This is a genomic window from Bacillus sp. z26 (genome assembly GCF_058313635.1).
The window spans coordinates 143,377-160,428 of sequence record NZ_JBZFQM010000003.1; the positions used below are offsets into that span (position 1 = coordinate 143,377).

Annotated in this window: 15 protein-coding genes and 1 pseudogene; 2 read left to right on the forward strand and 14 right to left on the reverse strand. The window is 38.3% G+C overall.

What is annotated here, in order from left to right; genetic code table 11:
* Positions 1 to 153: 153 nt before the first annotated feature.
* The 8 genes from murB to desA form a co-directional block, all read right to left on the reverse strand.
* Entirely contained in the window at positions 154 to 1,068 is a 915-nt protein-coding gene (gene murB, locus AC4G3K_RS11065; protein ID WP_491133315.1) for a UDP-N-acetylmuramate dehydrogenase, read from the reverse strand.
* Between the two features lie 305 nt (positions 1,069 to 1,373).
* Positions 1,374 to 2,036 carry an amino acid ABC transporter permease gene (locus AC4G3K_RS11070; protein WP_491077582.1) on the reverse strand — a complete coding sequence of 221 codons (663 nt, stop codon included), beginning with the start codon at positions 2,034 to 2,036 and terminating at the stop codon, positions 1,374 to 1,376.
* A 12-nt stretch (positions 2,037 to 2,048) separates the two neighbouring features.
* Positions 2,049 to 2,684: an amino acid ABC transporter permease gene (locus AC4G3K_RS11075; protein ID WP_491077738.1), complete on the reverse strand. Its 636-nt coding sequence runs from the start codon at positions 2,682 to 2,684 to the stop codon at positions 2,049 to 2,051.
* A gap of 65 nt (positions 2,685 to 2,749) precedes the next feature.
* Positions 2,750 to 3,556 carry a transporter substrate-binding domain-containing protein gene (locus AC4G3K_RS11080; protein WP_491077581.1) on the reverse strand — a complete coding sequence of 269 codons (807 nt, stop codon included), beginning with the start codon at positions 3,554 to 3,556 and terminating at the stop codon, positions 2,750 to 2,752.
* 15 nt (positions 3,557 to 3,571) lie between these two features.
* A complete protein-coding gene (locus tag AC4G3K_RS11085; protein ID WP_491077737.1) occupies positions 3,572 to 4,300 on the reverse strand; it encodes an amino acid ABC transporter ATP-binding protein in 729 nt (242 codons plus the stop codon).
* A gap of 480 nt (positions 4,301 to 4,780) precedes the next feature.
* Positions 4,781 to 5,380: a response regulator gene (locus AC4G3K_RS11090; RefSeq protein ID WP_491077580.1), complete on the reverse strand. Its 600-nt coding sequence runs from the start codon at positions 5,378 to 5,380 to the stop codon at positions 4,781 to 4,783.
* A complete protein-coding gene (locus AC4G3K_RS11095) occupies positions 5,377 to 6,510 on the reverse strand; it encodes a sensor histidine kinase (protein WP_491077579.1) in 1,134 nt (377 codons plus the stop codon). Before AC4G3K_RS11095 ends, AC4G3K_RS11090 begins: the two co-directional genes overlap by 4 nt.
* Positions 6,511 to 6,602: 92 nt before the next feature.
* Positions 6,603 to 7,613 (reverse strand): Delta(5) desaturase DesA, encoded by a 1,011-nt coding sequence (desA, locus tag AC4G3K_RS11100; RefSeq protein ID WP_491077578.1) that lies wholly within the window; start codon positions 7,611 to 7,613, stop codon positions 6,603 to 6,605.
* Positions 7,614 to 8,043: 430 nt separating this feature from the next.
* Between desA and rsgA the strand changes: the two genes are divergently transcribed.
* Positions 8,044 to 9,084 carry a ribosome small subunit-dependent GTPase A gene (rsgA, locus tag AC4G3K_RS11105; RefSeq protein WP_491077577.1) on the forward strand — a complete coding sequence of 347 codons (1,041 nt, stop codon included), beginning with the start codon at positions 8,044 to 8,046 and terminating at the stop codon, positions 9,082 to 9,084.
* Positions 9,085 to 9,612: 528 nt separating this feature from the next.
* Positions 9,613 to 10,257, forward strand: coding sequence for a DUF4272 domain-containing protein (locus tag AC4G3K_RS11110; protein ID WP_491077576.1), 645 nt, complete (start codon positions 9,613 to 9,615; stop codon positions 10,255 to 10,257).
* A 65-nt stretch (positions 10,258 to 10,322) separates the two neighbouring features.
* On the opposite strand, the pseudogene AC4G3K_RS11115 reads toward AC4G3K_RS11110, so the two are convergent.
* From AC4G3K_RS11115 to AC4G3K_RS11140, 6 genes and pseudogenes are all read right to left on the reverse strand, one after another.
* Positions 10,323 to 11,230: pseudogene (locus tag AC4G3K_RS11115) on the reverse strand (SDR family oxidoreductase).
* A 216-nt stretch (positions 11,231 to 11,446) separates the two neighbouring features.
* Positions 11,447 to 12,703, reverse strand: a complete 1,257-nt coding sequence (gene cypC, locus AC4G3K_RS11120) for a CYP152 family fatty-acid peroxygenase CypC (protein ID WP_491077574.1) — start codon at positions 12,701 to 12,703, stop codon at positions 11,447 to 11,449.
* Positions 12,704 to 12,876: 173 nt separating this feature from the next.
* Positions 12,877 to 13,275 (reverse strand): acyl-CoA thioesterase, encoded by a 399-nt coding sequence (locus AC4G3K_RS11125; protein WP_491077573.1) that lies wholly within the window; start codon positions 13,273 to 13,275, stop codon positions 12,877 to 12,879.
* 18 nt (positions 13,276 to 13,293) lie between these two features.
* The gene (locus AC4G3K_RS11130; protein ID WP_491077572.1) at positions 13,294 to 14,454 is read right to left on the reverse strand and encodes an iron-containing alcohol dehydrogenase; all 1,161 of its coding nucleotides are present in this window, start codon (positions 14,452 to 14,454) and stop codon (positions 13,294 to 13,296) included.
* A 431-nt stretch (positions 14,455 to 14,885) separates the two neighbouring features.
* Positions 14,886 to 16,343: an N-acetylglucosamine-specific PTS transporter subunit IIBC gene (nagE, locus tag AC4G3K_RS11135; protein WP_491077571.1), complete on the reverse strand. Its 1,458-nt coding sequence runs from the start codon at positions 16,341 to 16,343 to the stop codon at positions 14,886 to 14,888.
* A gap of 123 nt (positions 16,344 to 16,466) precedes the next feature.
* On the reverse strand, positions 16,467 to 16,937 hold the full coding sequence (locus AC4G3K_RS11140; RefSeq protein WP_491133316.1) for a PTS sugar transporter subunit IIA: 471 nt from the start codon (positions 16,935 to 16,937) through the stop codon (positions 16,467 to 16,469).
* Between the last annotated feature and the right edge of the window lie 115 nt (positions 16,938 to 17,052).

A 17,052-nucleotide genomic window follows, 5' to 3' on the forward strand; every position in this document is an offset into this window, starting at 1 on the left:
ATTTAGACAAAATTTATTACCTCACTTATTACTATAACCCATTTAGGGAAAATCTAAACTTTTATGCTCTTTAATACCCTTTTCCTTATACATTGACACTAAAAAAACCCCTCTTTTATGAGGGGCCAGACAGTCAATATATTCGAATTTTATTTATTCTTCTTCACCAATTATTTTTACTTCTGTTTCCAGGCTGACACCAAAATTAGCTTTAACTGTATCCTGCACATGTTTAATTAATGCCAGATAGTCAGTAGCCGTTGCGTTGCCAGTATTGATGATAAAACCAGCATGTTTTGTAGATACCTGAGCTCCGCCAATTTGAGCACCTTGCAGATCGCTATCCTGAATAAGTTTACCTGCAAAATAGCCAGGAGGACGTTTAAAAACACTTCCGCATGAAGGGTATTCAAGCGGCTGCTTGGACTCCCTTAAGTATGTTAACTCATCCATTTTATCTTTAATTACGTCCATATCTCCCGGAACCGGTGCAAAACGGGCCTCAAGAACAATGTAATTATGTTTAGCTATCAAACTGCTGCGGTACGTAAGCTCCATCTCATCTTTTGTCAGTGTAAGAAGCTCACCCTTCTCATTTAATACGACAGCTGACTCAATGACTTGTGAAATTTCTCCGCCATAGGCTCCGGCATTCATATAGACCGCTCCACCGACTGAGCCAGGGATTCCGCATGCAAACTCAAGGCCAGTTAAGTTATGCTCTAAAGCAAATCTGGATACATTAATAATGGTTGCACCACTCTGGGCTATAATTTTTCCGTCTTCCATATAAATTTTATCTAAATGACTTAGAATCAGGACAATCCCTCTGATTCCGCCATCTCTAATAATTAAATTAGACCCATTTCCTAAAATGGTCAGCGGAATATCATTCTTACGGGCATATAGAATCGTATTTTGTACCTCTTCATAGGTTGTCGGCAACACTAGAAGATCAGCATTCCCACCTGTTTTAGTAAATGTATATTCACATAAAGGCTCATCCTGTTTAATATGTTCTGCCTGAATAATCTGTTGCAATTCTTCAACTGTTTTTTGTTTATTCATACTCTCAACCTTCTGAATTTTTATTTGTCGTATCTTATTATATACATGAATCATGATAGAAAATCATTGCAAATGGTTGGAAAATCATCTTCACATGATCCTGATATTTAGCCATACCATTAGTCACTATATTAACCCCAATGATTATCATACTATAAATGTAGCTGATTAAAAAACAGTATATTTTACAATCATTAAAATCCTATAAGAGGACTGTTTTCTTTAAGTATATGACAATGATTAAATCTAATGAACAAATGAAAAACAGCATCATCCTCAAGGATGATGCGGCAATCGTATTCCTTTTAAGCCCTCTTAAGCTCTAATCTTCTTGCAATCTGTGATAAACCATAATTAACTACAAAATACATAAGTGCTACGAGGATTAGGATAGGATAAATATAATTGGTGCTTTGCGCAGAAATAATCTGTCCATTATGCGTCAGTTCAGGCAGTGCGATAATAACCGCCAATGATGTATCCTTTAATAAGGAAATAAACTGACTGACAATAGGCGGAACCATATTGCGTAAGGCCTGTGGCAAAATAATATGAATGAGTGTCTGCATATAATTCAACCCTGATGAACGGGCTGCCTCTATTTGACCTTTTGGGATGGAGTTTAAACCGCTTCGGATAATTTCCGATATCATAGAAGATTCAAAAATCGTCAACGCCAGAATGGCAGCGGTCGTTACACTCATATCCAGTGACCAGCTTCTGCTAGGATCCTGTAAGCCAAAATAAACAAAGAAAATAATTAAAATTAATGGCAGATTCCTTATTGTTTCCACCAAAACCGCGACAACATTTGATAAAACCGGTATTTTAGCATAACGGATGATTCCAAGTATCCCTCCTATAAGAAAGCTGAGAATAATTGAAATAAAAGCAACCTCTAGTGTAACAAGAAAACCATCGAATAAAAATTTAAGATTATCGGGCGTATATGCTCCTGCAAAATCCATGATTACGCCTCCTTACGAACTTTTAGCCAGGTGTTTTTCTAAATACCCAACACCTAAACTGAGTGGTATGGTTAAAATCAAATAGAATATAGCAACAAAAATATAGACATCAAACACGACAAATGTATCGGAAGAAATCAAATCAGCCTGATACATTAATTCACCTCCGGCAATGACAGCCAGAATTGATGAATTTTTAACTAAATTGATAAATTGATTTCCTAATGGAGGAATTACTATTTTTATAGCCTGGGGCAAGATAACCAATCTCATAGCCTGTCCATAGGATAAACCCGAAGAACGTGCTGCCTCCAGTTGCCCTTTATGTACGGATAAGATCCCTGCTCGAATAGACTCTGCAATAAACGCAGCCGTATAAATCGTTAATGCTAGTGAACCTGCCATAAAGCCTGACATTTGTGCTCCATAGTGAAAAATAAAAGCAATAATCAATAAAGGGATATTCCGTACAAACTCTACATAGGCTGTACCAATCCAATTCAGTGGTTTGAATGGAGCAATCCTCATCACCGCGATAATCGCTCCTATCAAAAAGCTTCCCACGAGAGCCAATAGACTAATTTGTATCGTTTTGTAAAAACCGTCTAAATACGTATCTATATTATCTGCGAGTATCGAAAAATCCAGCAATTATTTCACTCCTCTTAATCAATCAGGATGAGCTTTCTGCCCATCCTGATTGGAGAAATTATTTATTTTTTAATCCATTTGTTAAAAATCTCATCATATGTTCCGTTCTCTTTAATCGTTTTAAGTGCTTTATTTAATTCATCCACTAATTCTTCATTGCCCTTTTTAACTGCAATTCCATATGGCTCTTCTGTAAATTGTCCACCAACCAATTCATAGGAAGGGTCTTCATCAACCATTCCATACAGGATAGAATCATCCGTAGTTAGAGCATCACCTTGTCCTGATTTAAGAGCAGAAAAGGCTTCAGCGTAGTTTTCATATTGAAGAACTTCTGTATCTGGTGCTTTTTCAGCGATATTAACAGCAGACGTAGAACCTTTCACCGCAAGAACTTTTGTACCTGCTTTTAAATCATCGACACTTTTGATTTTACTTCCCTTTTTAACAAGTAAGGATTGCCCTGCTTCAAAATACACATCTGTAAAGTCCACTTCTTTTTTACGTTCCTCTGTAATTGTCATTGTGGCAACAACAGCGTCAATCTTTCCATTTTGAAGAAGCGGCACCCGAGTTTTAGAGGTTACTTCCTTAAATTCGACTTTATTTTCATCTCCAAGAACCTCTTTAGCCAGTGCTTTGGCTATATCAATATCAAAGCCTTCTACTTTGCCAGTGCTTGTATTCTTTAATCCAAACAGACGAGTATCATTTTTCACGCCAAAGATGATTTTATCCTTATCCTTGATTTTATCCAGACCCTTTTCTGAGGATCCTCCTGTTGTTTCGTCATCTTTCCCGCAAGCTGCCAACATGAATACAGCTATGATGGAAATGATGGATACCTTCCAAAACTTTTTTAATGACATTCTTTTTCCCCCTTATTAATGATTTAATATACGGCTTAAAAACGTACGAGCCCTTTCTTCTTCCGGGTTCGTAAAAAATTCAGCCGGTGTAGATTCTTCTAAAATTTTCCCTTCATCCATAAAGACAATCCGATTGGCTACCTCTTTCGCAAAGCCCATTTCATGTGTAACGACAACCATCGTCATGCCTTCCTTCGCCAATGCCTTCATAACATCCAATACTTCGCCAATCATCTCAGGATCGAGAGCAGAGGTTGGTTCATCAAAGAGCATAATTTCCGGATTCATCGCCAATCCTCTCGCAATGGCTACACGTTGTTGCTGTCCACCGGAAAGCTGAGCTGGATATGCGTTCGCCTTATCCGGAATACCTACTTTTTCAAGATAGATTTTTGCAGTTTTAACGGCTTCCTCTTCAGATTTACCTAAAACCTTCATAGGAGCCAATGTGATATTTTGAAGGACGGTTTTATGCGGATACAAATAAAAATGCTGAAAAACCATTCCAATTTCACGACGGATTTTATTGATATCTGTCTTCTTATCATTGACCGAAATATCATTCACTTTTAAGGTACCGCTATTAATACTCTCCAGTCGATTAATACATCTAAGCATCGTACTTTTACCAGACCCTGAGGGACCAATTACTACTACTACTTCTCCCTTTTCAACTTGAAGATTTATATCTTTCAAAACATGAAAATCTCCAAAATACTTATTTACCTGATCAAAAACAATCAACATTCTTCCCCCTTGCCGATGCTCATCTCAATATTTTTTATTTTCAGAAATTATACGGGTTATTTAGAATTATATGTATATAAAGTTAGTCCGTCAATCAAATTAATCCAAACTTTCCATTTTTAGGGGTAATTATACATACTGTCCCTTTTAATATTTTGTTAGAATCTATATATAATATTGTTTTATTATCATGGAATACATATTTGTGTATTTCTTGTAAGTTGAGGGAATTTTCATTTCATTGAAGCTAGAAATCTGTTTCGTTCGGGTGCAGCTTGTCGTACCGGGAAGTCTCTTACTCTGAAGTGATTAAAGTGTGGGTATAATGAGGGTCTAGTGAAAATAAATTAAAAAGTAAAATAGAGCGACAAGGTAACTAAATTGTCCAATCCTATTCTACCTTTCATTCATCACATATTTTAAATTTTACTGTCAAATTATAACATTATCAATTATATTTTAAAAAAATATTCAAAATTACTTAAACCAACCCTTTTCTTTAAATCGAGAGATGGCTTCTATACGATTACTGACGTCTAATTTATCGAGAATAACAGATATATAATTACGGACTGTTCCTGTCGTTATATATAATTGTTTGGCAATTTCCTTTGTGTTTTTTCCATCCGCAATTAATCCCAAAACTTGTTGTTCGCGCTCCGTCAGAGGGTTTTCCTCCTCGTAGATTATGTCAACAAGTTCAGGTGCATAGATACGCCGTCCATCCATGATAATACGAATAGAATTAGCCAGTTCTTCACTCGGGCTATCCTTTAATAAATAACCGCGCACATCAGCTTTCCGCGCTCTCTCAAAATAACCTGCTCGCGCAAAGGTAGTTAAAATAATCACTTTACATCCTGTTTCTTTTAATTCTTCTGCGACATCTAATCCACTTTTACCAGGCATTTCAATATCCATCACGCAAATGTCAGGACGATGCTGCTTAATCATGCAGAGGGCTTCGTCTCCATTTTTCGCTTTACCGACCACCTTCATATCTGCTTCTAAATCTAATAGTGCGCCCAATGCACCGAGCAGCATTCTTTGATCTTCAGCTATTACGATTTTAATCATGCCATTACCTCCTGGTGAACAGGCTGTTCTATCAAGGGAATTCTAAAAGTTAGTTCCGTCCCTGATTCAGCTTGAATATCAAGACTCCCATTTACAAATTCAAGCCGCTCTCTCATTCCCTTTAAGCCATTTCCCTTATTCATTTCTTTTTCGACAATCCCTACTCCATTATCCTGAATGATCATCGTTACTTCAGTTGCCGTTTTTTTAATATACAATCTGCATACAGTGGCACTGCTATGCTTCACGATATTGGTGATAGCTTCCTTTAAACACATTCCTATAACATTTTCGACAAGCAGCGGAATCTTATGGAAACTTTTCTCTCCTTCAACATAAAACTCCATTTGAGCAGCCTTCAATATCTGCTTGACCCGGATTAACTCTTCTTCCAATTTGGTGCCTCTCATATCAGCCACTATTTCACGTACTTCTTTTAATGCCACTCTCGCAGTGACTTGAATATCATGCAGTTCCTGCTTAGCTTGTTCAGGATTTATTTGTATCAGTTTGCCGGCCAAGTCACTCTTCAAGCCGATTAAGGAAAGTTTCTGCCCAAGAATATCATGTAAGTCTCTGGCGATACGCTGCCGTTCCTGAAGCTTAATCAAATCTGATATTTGTTGGTGGGCATCTTTCAGCTGAGCCTCCAGCCTTTCTCTTTTATGAATACTATAGGAACTCCACGGAAGTACAATAACGCCGATTACACTTATTAAAATAAAGGGAAACTGCGAAAAAAACAGCGGATTCTGAGTAATGAAACCCCAATTAACCGTCAAAATTGTACCACTAACATGAATGCCATATAAAATAAAAAATCCTACTTTATTTTCAATATTCCCAATAAAATAAGCCAGAAAGAGTGAAAAATAAACAAAGTTGAAAATTAAAGACATGGCGATACATATTGCCATTTGGAGGCCCACCCAAAAATAAACATAGCCACCTTTTGAAATAGCTGAAACGCGATTACTCACAAAAAATAGCAGTATAAGAAGGAGACCTATAACAATCATAAACAATGATTTTGTATTAAAAATAAAATAGAAAGGAAGAATACAAAATACAAGCCAAATATAGAGATTCAGCCCTATGTTTGTTGGAAATAACTGATACAGAGCTTTCATTTGCTCTTTCCTCCCTCCAATAATTTACTCCAGCATATACCAATAAAAACAAAAAATACAGTAGATCTACTGTATTTTTTGATGTACCTTAATTATGGCTTCACTTTGCCAGAACGTGCATTTAAATCTTTAAAACTCACAAATCCCTTCCCCTTTTCGTCCCATAATCGAAAACGGATAGCTTTTAAACTTGTGGAGATTGTAATGGTCGTAGCCTCCTGTAAAGGAGCAGTCTCATTATGGACTGTTTCAAGATGATAATTTGGCACTCTTGGACTTAAATGGTGGACATGATGAAAACCTATATTCCCCGTTACCCATTGAAGTACTTTAGGAAGTTTATAATAGGAACTTCCGTCAATTGCCGCTTTTACATAATCCCAGTCCTCTTCCTCTTCAAAATACGAATCTTCAAATTGATGCTGTACATAAAACAACCAGATTCCTAAAGCCCCGGCAATAAACAGGATTGGCAATTGGATCAATAAAAATTCCTTCCATCCGATGAGCAAGCACATCGATGCATAAATGACGACGATCGATAGATTAGTAATATACATATTGATGCGTTCTTTCTTTCTAGCACCCTTACGATTAAATCGATTGGTAATTAAGAATAAATAGATTGGACCAAATCCGAACATAACAATTGGATTTCTGTACAAGCGATAGATTAATTTTTCTTTAAACGATGCCTCTTTGTATTCTTCAACCGTCATAATCCAAATATCTCCGGTTCCCCGCTTATTTAAATTACTGCTCGTCGCATGATGAATAGAGTGGCTTCTTTTCCACTGTTCATATGGAAACATAGTGATAATTCCAGTTATTGTCCCCCATATATCATTCCATTTCCTATTTTTAAAAAAGGATTGATGGCAGCAATCATGGAAGATAATAAATAATCTAATGACAAACCCGGCTGTAAGTACCGCAAAAAACAATGTTAACCAATATGATATCTCCAAGCTTTGATAGGCTGCAAACCAAAAAATCAGAAACGGCAGAAAGGTATTTAGAAGTTGTTTTATACTTGATTTGGTGTTTGCCTTTTCATAGGGAGCAATTTGTTTTCTTAAGGCTATATTTTTCTCCTTCGACATTATCTTCACCTCTAACCTATTATTTATCTTTAATGCTATACAATTAAGCGACTTCAAAACAGTCATAAACGTCAATAAGAAAACATGACAAATGTCATATAGAAACATTTTGAAAAAAATGAATAATATGTTTACAAACCGTACACACTTACACTATAGTAAATGTAATCACTTACATGAAGGAGGAATGTTTTATGAATAATCATTTTTTACAAATAGCCGATATCAATTTCATATCACAGCCCTCTGGTAAGGATGCTTAAATTCCGTATGTTTAATATGATTGAATTTGCATATATTCCATGGGCTGTGCGAAGCCCATGGTTTTTATTTGTCTGATTTGTCTATGTACAGATCTGACAAGAAGGAGACCGGCATGTTCGGTCTCCTTTTTATTTGCAATCACATACAAACATTGGAGGAATTTAAATTGAATTTAAAACAATTAGGTTGGAATCAATTTTTTGTAGATGCTTTTAAACCATATGTGAATAAAGGATATACAGCTGGCCGGATCGCCCTGGAGCATAAAGGAATGTATCGTGTTTTTTGCGAAGATGGAAATCTTTTGGCTGAAGTAACAGGAAAAATGCGACATGAAGCAAAGGAAAGTTCCGATTATCCTGCAGTCGGCGACTGGGTCGTCATCACTTCCAGAAAAGAGGAACATAAGGCTACCGTCCATGCCGTACTGCCCAGAAAAAGTAAGTTCTCAAGAAAAAAAGCTGGTGTGACTACTGAAGAACAGCTCGTTGCTACCAATATTGATACAGTGTTCCTAGTTAATGCACTAAATACCGATTTTAATTTACGCAGACTGGAACGATATTTACTAATGGCTTGGGAAAGCGGAGCAAATCCAGTCATTATTTTGAGTAAATCTGATCTATGCAATGATATTGAGCAAAAAGTTAAAGAAGTAGAAAGAATTGCTTTAGGGGTGCCTATTCATGCAATCAGTGCTGAAAAAAAAGAAGGTTTGGAGCAGTTAGACTCTTATATTCAAGATGGAAAAACGATTGCATTACTAGGTTCATCCGGTACGGGTAAATCAACATTAACCAATGTCCTGTATGGTGATTCCATTCTAGAGGTGAATTCTATTCGAGAAGACGATGATAAAGGCCGACATACAACCACACATCGAGAACTTGTACTCCTGCAAAATGGCGGAATTATCATTGATACTCCCGGTATGAGAGAATTGCAACTATGGGATGCTGATGAGGGGATCAGTCATAGTTTTACGGATATTGAAGAATTAACATTATACTGTAAATTTACGGACTGCAAACATGACAGTGAACCAGAGTGTGCTGTACAACAAGCACTATTAAATGGAACGCTGAGTAAAGAACGCTTTACCAGCTACCTAAAACTCCAACGCGAACTCGCCTACCTAAACCGAAAAGAAAACCAAAAAGCGGCCCTGGCTGAAAAGGCAAGGTGGAAAATCAAAAAGCTGAGGTGACTTGCCCAGCTCCGACAAGCATAAGGGGAAGCACGCAGGGAGGTGCACTTCCCTCCCGCAGTGACTATCCTTATGACCTCGAGGAGCTAGGAGCCGAAGCTAGACTATAGAAAAAAGCTGAGGTGACTTGCCCAGCTCCGACAAGCATAAGAGGAGGCACGCAGGGAGGGGGAAGGAACAAAGAATAAGAACGCCACATCCTGTGGTAACGTCTTTGTGACCGACATCTTTGACCTTTGATATGCAAAGAGAAGCACGCAAATTTGCGTGCTTTCTTTTTTACATTTTCTTTTTTTGTGCAGACATTAAGAGACCTTTTCTCCTTTCCTTTTTCCTTTCTACTTAACTTACTTCCTCTTTAAATTTTCCTTTTTATAAGCTCTCTTGCTAAATAAACTGCGCATACATTTCCACCATGTGCAGAACACTCAATGTTTCAACCAAAATATGTTAAAATCATCATATTGAAAATGCTCTTCTAGTCTTAAGTAAGATAAAAGTCAGGTATGGTACAGAAAGGGGATACAAATGAATAGTCCAATAGGAAGAAAAAAAAGGACAGAAAAAATGCTGAAAGATATGGGAATCCCTATAAATCATCACCTACATACATTAGAAAATGCGTGTAACCTGAGTTTAAAAGATATGGATGAAGTGATTAACCGTATCATTGCCATTACTATTGTTTCGGCTAAAGGAAGCGGCGCCCCTGATGATACGATTGATACATTCATAGAAATTTACAATGCGAAAGAATTATTTTCTCCGGATGAAAAAGATTTCATCGAGAATGAAGATCCCGATCAGGATGAATATAATACCTACTCTTGGAAAATCGAATGTAACTCTGTCCTATTATGGGCCATCAATCTGGTTCCTGACTTACCCTTTCCACATACTATTTCCGATGTAGAAACACTGTATAGCCTTGTCTTAGATTCTACGAAGGAAGACTTGTTGAAACGCGCTTTCTATCGAGACAAAAATGAAATTCTTGATGCCCTCGATATTTTGTACAGACTTCATTGGGCAATTGTTGAAACTCGTATGAACAATGATGAATTTCCAATCGAAATAAGCCCTGGTGTTGTTTATGAGAGGAGATATGCTCTAAATTGGTTGGTTAATATCCTGGATGAGGAATGGGACGATATCTCGATGAATACCATCTGACACTTTGGTATATTAGAGTGATTAACATGGGGGGTGCCATGGCTTTCATATTCGTCTCTCCTCACTTAAGAACTTACCATATCTCCTCCATTTGGATGAAGAATTTGCCCGGACATGTAGCTAGAGTCATCCGATGCTAAAAATACATAGCTGGTGGCTATTTCAAACGGCTTCCCGCTCGCTTCATCGGTACTTCAGGAGTTCGTGTTCCAAAAGTCTTCACCTCTTCAGCTGAAAAAGAAGACGGAATCAGCGGCGTCCAAATAGGTCCGGGAGCTACGCCATTAACCCGAATTCCTTTTTTTAGTAAAGAAAGGGAAAGCGAACGCGTAAATGTGACAATTGCCCCCTTTGCAGCTGAATAATCCAATAAATTAGGATGGCCATTATAAGCAGTTACTGAGGCAGTATTTATAATGGCAGCCCCTGATTGTAAATGTGGCAGTGCAGCTTTCACCATGAAAAAATAGGAATAAATATTCGTACGAAATGTTAGATCAAGTTGTTCTTCGGTGATATCTTCAATCCGTTTTTGAACAAACTGTACAGCATGATTATTAACCAAAATATCAATCTTCCCAAATTCATCCAAACATTGGTCGATAGCGTCCACTGAACTATCCTCATGAGTCAGATTCCTGCATATAAGCAGACATTTTACCCCTAATTTCTCAATCCTTTCTTTTGTTTCCTGGGCATCCTCATGCTCATATAAATACACAATCGCAATATCGGCACCTTCCTTCGCAAAAGCATAGGCTACCGCTCTTCCTATACCAGAATCTCCTCCCGTTATGATAGCCGTCTTCCCTTTCAGCTTTCCGCTCCCTTTATAATATGGATTTTCCGAAATGGGTCTGGGGTTCATCACATATTCCAGCCCCGGATGCTGCGTTTGATGTTGAGGAGGAAAAGCAATCGGCACATCCTTACAGTACTTTTTATACCCTAAGAATTTATAGTATGGATACATCCTTCAAACCTCCCCATTTTAAACCTCTCTACTATGCGTATAGTAAAGATCTGTCCTATATGCGTCTGCATGGTTATATATTTAGTTATTTAAGTCAGCTTAGCTCCCAGAAGCAGGGGCATTCCGACAAAAAAAGACACCCATTTGGTACTGACCCCTAAAAGTTAGAGTAAAAAACTAACTTTTGGGATACAGCACCTTTAGGGCATCTTTAATTTAAATTCTTTTTACATTTTTAATGATGAATCCACTCTTTGGATAGGTGGGGATTCTAGACATATTGATGGTTAAATCCTGCTCCGGTACTTCATATTCTACCGCTTTAACTAGAAAATCAGTCGTTGCTTGCATGATCTTGACGGTTGCCCATTCCCCTGCGCACCGATGTCCTTTATCATAATCACCGCCGCCTTGTGGTATATAGCTAAACGGACTGCCTTTCCAATCTCTAAATCGCTCAACCTTGAAAGAATCCGGGTCATCCCAATGATCCGGATGATGGTTTGTTCCATATAGGTCCAAAATGACTAATGTTCCTTTTTTGAATGGATACTCATTCCAATAAAAATCTTTCCGGACCCTGGCACCTAAAAATGGAGCAAAGGGATAGAAGCGACGCACTTCCTGCACAAACATTTTATTGTAAACTTCATTATTTGTTTTCAGTATTTTACACACTTCAGGATGATTATGTATCGCCAAAGCACAGAACACGGCAAAATAACAGTTAGCTACGATTGGTCTTATGATATTAATCAGTTCAACCGCAGCTGTTTCCGAATCCAACAATACTCCATTCAGATCATGATGATAAGCTATAATGGAAAGAGCAGTACCTGGCTCTGCACTAAGCTTTCCTTCACGTACTTGTTCAATTATATCGACAATCCATTTATCAGACTTTTTGCGTGCCCTTCTTCCCTTTTGGTATCTCGGGCCCACTCCACCAATAGCATCGACTAAATCGAATAGGTCTTCCGCTCTTTTTTTAACTTCCTTCTCTTTTACAGGAACACCTGCCCACTCGCAGGCTATTCGGCACAGAACTTCTGTTGATTCTTCCAACAGGTTCACCTTTTTACTCTTTTCCCATTTAGGAATAACCGACTCCCACTGTTTCTTTGTAATTTCCTGGAGTTTGTCCAAGCTTTGATGAGTCATAATCGACATAAACATCCCTTTACGATGTCGGTGCTCTTCCCCATCCATTGTTTGCACACCGTTTTCGCCAAAAAGAGATTTTTGAATTCTCTTTGGAATTGCAGGTTTACGAATAAATCGTTCTTCATCATAGAATGCTCTTCCAGCTTCTTCTCCAGTTATGCAAATAACCTTCTGGCCAAGAAGGCGAGTCTGGAATATATCCGAGTTGAAATACTTTTGCCTGTTTAAAATAAATTCATACCCCTCAGACAATAGCGTAAGAGTGTTATCTACCGTTTTTTCACGAGGAATTTCTTTTACACTACTCATGCCAACAGCTCCTCATCTAAAATAGTCCTTAATAAGGATACCCAGCAGAAAAGTATATAAACATACTATTCACACAAGTCTTTTCCCCCGCATGAAGTTATAGAATACCAGAGATTCGAACTATCCGAACTGTGATACAAAAATAAGACTTACGTGATCTATAAGTCTTCAAATCATTTTTTCACATACATATGTCTGGATAATTCCACTTTTAAATATTGGGGAATAGGCTCTGTTTTTTGAGTTTCTAAGTTAAAATTAACATAGACAACTGTCCCTTTTGCACAAAGCTGACCATTTTGGTGGATTTCTTCATATAATTCTAAACTCGTATTTCCAATTCGTTTAACCCATGTACAAACTTCAACATTTGTACCGAAATATATTTGTCTACTATAATCTATATTCATATTTAAAATGATTAATTTCCAGTTTTGAAATGAGAGATCTGGAGTAAACAGCTTGAAGATTGGATTCCTTGCTGCTTCAAACCAAATCGGTATGGTCGTATTATTCACATGGCCTATGCCATCCGTTTCAGATACTCGCGGTTCTATCATTGTTTGATACATACGTAGCCTCCTCTCTTATTAACATGGCACCCCATTATAGGCATGCTGATAAATTTTAAAAATATCATTCTTGTTTAAAGGCAATGGACTTCTAGCCAATAACCTCGTCTGTTTGATAGCATCATCGGTCAAGTTTAACAAGGAACCTTCCTTCATTCCATATTCCCTCAATGTAACAGGCAAGCCAACATCCGCCACCACTTGCTGGAACACTTCTTTTACCGGTCGCTTGTCACCTTCCAAAATTCTTATTACATAATCCATTTTCTCCTCGCAACCGGCCTTTATGTAGTCCATTACATACGGCAGCAATACGGCGTTAGATTCCCCATGAGGCAGTTTGAATTGGCTTCCAAGTGGATAAGCAAGTGCATGGACGCCGGCTACGCCTGCATTGTAAAAGGATAAGCCAGCCAAATAGCTGCCGTGGCTCATCGCTATTCGTGCTTCTCTATCCTCTCCATTTAGAACAGCCCTCCTGATTGAATCTCCAATAAGCTTGATTGCTTGCAGGGCAATCCCATCGGTCACATCATTCGAATGGACTGAAAGATAGGATTCTACCGCATGTGTCAACGCATCAATACCCGTCGCAGCCGTAATACGCTTTGGTACAGAAACCGTCAGCTGCGGATCGACGATGGCCAGCTCAGTTAACAAATAATCATGAGCAATAACATCCTTTGTTCCATCGAGCGATAGAACGGCAATATCCGTCACCTCACTTCCAGTCCCTGAAGTAGTCGGAATTAATATTTTTTGTTTCCCCTTATGGATGATTTTTCTTGTCCCATTTAAATTCAAATAATCAGCAACGTCCCCTTCATTTTCTGAGATGACTGCCGCCAGTTTAGCTAAATCCAATACCGATCCTCCGCCGATTCCAACAATGCAATCAAAATCTCCTTCTCTTGTAAACTCGACCAATCGTTGAGCACATGCCAGCGTTGGTTCCGACTCCACATCCGTATAGATTTCAATTGTATATTTTGATTCTAACGGGGTAATAAACGGTGTAAGTAATCTTATATCCAGAAACATCTGATCCGTGATTAGCAAGACTTTTTTACTTTTCATAGATTGCAGACCTTCATCCAGTCTTTCCATTGAACCCCACCCAATAAAAGTTTGACCTGGGAATTTTATAGTGGATAACACTTTGAATGCCTCCTTTATCATTTTCTCTATGAACCGACTTTCAAGGCTAACTCCTCTTAAGAAATCTAAATCATTCTCTCTACATACTTCGTCAAAAAACGGCTGATTCCTGTTATGTTTTTACCAAATGTATAAAAGTCCCTATTTATCATTTATTTCACATACGATTTCTACTCTAATACGATACTCGTTTTTTAAAGCATGGAGTCTCAGGTCATCCCACTATTATCAACCAGCTAATAAATCAACAATGAACGTTAACAAAGTCTACTGTATAACTAAAGCAAAAAAAGCTCGTTCCATATTTTAGATTGGAAAGAGCTTATTTAAAGGCTATTTAGATGATAAACCTATGCATAGACGCCTGCAAAAAAATGAAGCGAAGGAGCCATTTTAAGATTAATCAATTTGAGATTCTACCCATGTATTTTTCACCATAAATCTATTGTTAACTAATTCTTCACTATTTTTTTCAATTCATCTGCAACAAATTGAACGTTTGTACCGACAATAATCTGCAGACTTTCCCTACCGGTTATCTTAATACCAGGTACACCGGTTGATTTAATTCTGTTCTGATCAACTCTATCCATATCTTTAACCTCTAACCTGAGGCGAGTGGCACAATTATCGATGGAGACAATATTGTCTTTTCCACCCAAACCAGTATAAATGGCAGCTGCTAAGCTGGCATATTTATTATCAATAGAGGCTGCAGCAGGTTGCATTCCATTTTCCTCACCCTCTAGTGCTTCTCCTCTTCCAGGAGTATTGAGGTTAAATTTCACAATAATGAATCGGAACAAGAAATAATAAATGACTGCAAAAATGAATCCCTGAACGATTAACATATAAGGTTGGTTTGCTAACGGTAATTGCGAGCTTAGAGTAAAATCTATTAAACCGGCACTGAATCCAAATCCCGCTGTCCAATGGAAAGTGGCTGCAATGGCAAGTGAAATTCCTGTCAGCACAGCATGGACCAAGTATAAAAGCGGAGCCGCAAACATAAAAGCAAATTCAAGTGGTTCCGTCACACCTGTAACAAATGCGGCAAATCCAGCAGCAAGCATTAAAGAAGCGACCTGCTTCTTATGTTTCGTTTTCGCCGTATGGTACATCGCCAATCCAGCAGCAGGCAATCCAAACATCATTACCGGGAAGAATCCTGCTTGATACATTCCTGTGACACCTTTCACACCCTCACCCGACCAAAATTTACCGATATCATTAATACCAGCAACTTCAAACCAGAATACAGAGTTTAACGCGTGGTGTAAACCTGTTGGAATCAATAATCGGTTAAAGAATCCGTAAAGGCCAGCCCCTGCTGCTCCCAATTTAGCGATTCCTTCCCCAAACGAAATCAATCCTGTATAAACTGGAGGCCAAATAAATAATAACAATATAGAGACAACGAGCATGGTTGCGGTTGTCATAATCGGCACCAAACGTTTGCCGCTAAAGAAAGCCAATGCATCTGGTAGCTTGACATGGCTGAACCGGTTATACATTACTGCCGCTATAATACCAGATATAATTCCAATAAATGCATTATTTTTAATTTTATCAAATCCAGGATCCACATTCTCTAACTCAATTCCCTTTAACATCGCAACTGACTCAGGTGCCAGCAAGGTCGTTACAACTAAAAAGGCGACTAAACCACTTAAAGCGGCCGAACCATCTCGATCCTTTGACATCCCTAGTGCCACACCAACTGCGAACAAAAACGGTATGCTATCAATAATTGATGAACCGGCTTTGATTAAGAAGGCTGCCAAAGGACTCTCAGCACCCCAGCCAGTCGGGTCAATCGCGTAGCCAATTCCCATCAAAACGGCAGCGGCAGGTAAAACCGCAACAGGTAGCATTAACGAACTGCCTAGTCTCTGTAAATATTTTTTCATTTTACTCCCTCCAATTCTCCTTCTTAAACAGCAAAGTGAAAGCGTTTTCTAAAAATCTTCTTCCTTAATCCTTCACACATAATAGCTGGCCTCACCCCCTTTTCGATCATATACTAATGTTATTTAAAAGGTCATAATGACTGTCTCACCTTGAATACAGGCACCTCTGCTACCAAAGGTAATTTCCTTAGCGCACTCTGTCACTATAATAGGGGTCACTATACTTTCCACACGCGTCTTCAAATATGTCCAATCTACCTCTATCAGCAATTGCCCCTCCTTTACACGTTCGCCTTCCTTTACTGCCAACTGAAAACCTTCTCCATTTAAGGCAACGGTTTCAAGGCCGATATGGATTAATACCTCAACCCCGGATTTACTGCGGATAGCAATCGCATGTTTGGTTGGAGCAATCATAATGATTTCTCCAGTAAAAGGTGCATATATATGTCCACCTGAGGGTTGAACGGCAATGCCCTCTCCCATCATTTTTTGGCTGAATACCGGGTCCGGAACCTCTTCAATTGAAATGATTGTACCGTTTAAAGGCGCTACCATATTTATTTCTTTCTTCTTAAAAAAGTCAAAAGCCATCCTTGATTTCCCCTTTCTATCTAAAGATATGATTATAGTTGATAGAATTATTCTTCTTTCTGTCCATAGAATCAAAAAGGCATGGCAGCAAAAATAACAAGTTACTCGTAACCTA

Bases quoted from the DNA above. Each gene is read 5' to 3' on its own strand.
- AC4G3K_RS11125 (WP_491077573.1), bottom strand. From the start codon at position 13,275: ATGTATCAAACAATGATAGAACCGCGAGTATCTGAAACGGATGGCATA.
- AC4G3K_RS11080 (WP_491077581.1), bottom strand. From the start codon at position 3,556: ATGTCATTAAAAAAGTTTTGGAAGGTATCCATCATTTCCATCATAGCT.
- AC4G3K_RS11130 (WP_491077572.1), bottom strand. From the start codon at position 14,454: ATGATAAAGGAGGCATTCAAAGTGTTATCCACTATAAAATTCCCAGGT.
- AC4G3K_RS11090 (WP_491077580.1), bottom strand. From the start codon at position 5,380: ATGATTAAAATCGTAATAGCTGAAGATCAAAGAATGCTGCTCGGTGCA.
- desA (WP_491077578.1), bottom strand. From the start codon at position 7,613: ATGTCGAAGGAGAAAAATATAGCCTTAAGAAAACAAATTGCTCCCTAT.
- AC4G3K_RS11140 (WP_491133316.1), bottom strand. From the start codon at position 16,937: ATGGCTTTTGACTTTTTTAAGAAGAAAGAAATAAATATGGTAGCGCCT.
- AC4G3K_RS11095 (WP_491077579.1), bottom strand. From the start codon at position 6,510: ATGAAAGCTCTGTATCAGTTATTTCCAACAAACATAGGGCTGAATCTC.
- murB (WP_491133315.1), bottom strand. From the start codon at position 1,068: ATGAATAAACAAAAAACAGTTGAAGAATTGCAACAGATTATTCAGGCA.
- AC4G3K_RS11110 (WP_491077576.1), top strand. From the start codon at position 9,613: ATGAATAGTCCAATAGGAAGAAAAAAAAGGACAGAAAAAATGCTGAAA.
- cypC (WP_491077574.1), bottom strand. From the start codon at position 12,703: ATGAGTAGTGTAAAAGAAATTCCTCGTGAAAAAACGGTAGATAACACT.
- AC4G3K_RS11070 (WP_491077582.1), bottom strand. From the start codon at position 2,036: ATGGATTTTGCAGGAGCATATACGCCCGATAATCTTAAATTTTTATTC.
- nagE (WP_491077571.1), bottom strand. From the start codon at position 16,343: ATGAAAAAATATTTACAGAGACTAGGCAGTTCGTTAATGCTACCTGTT.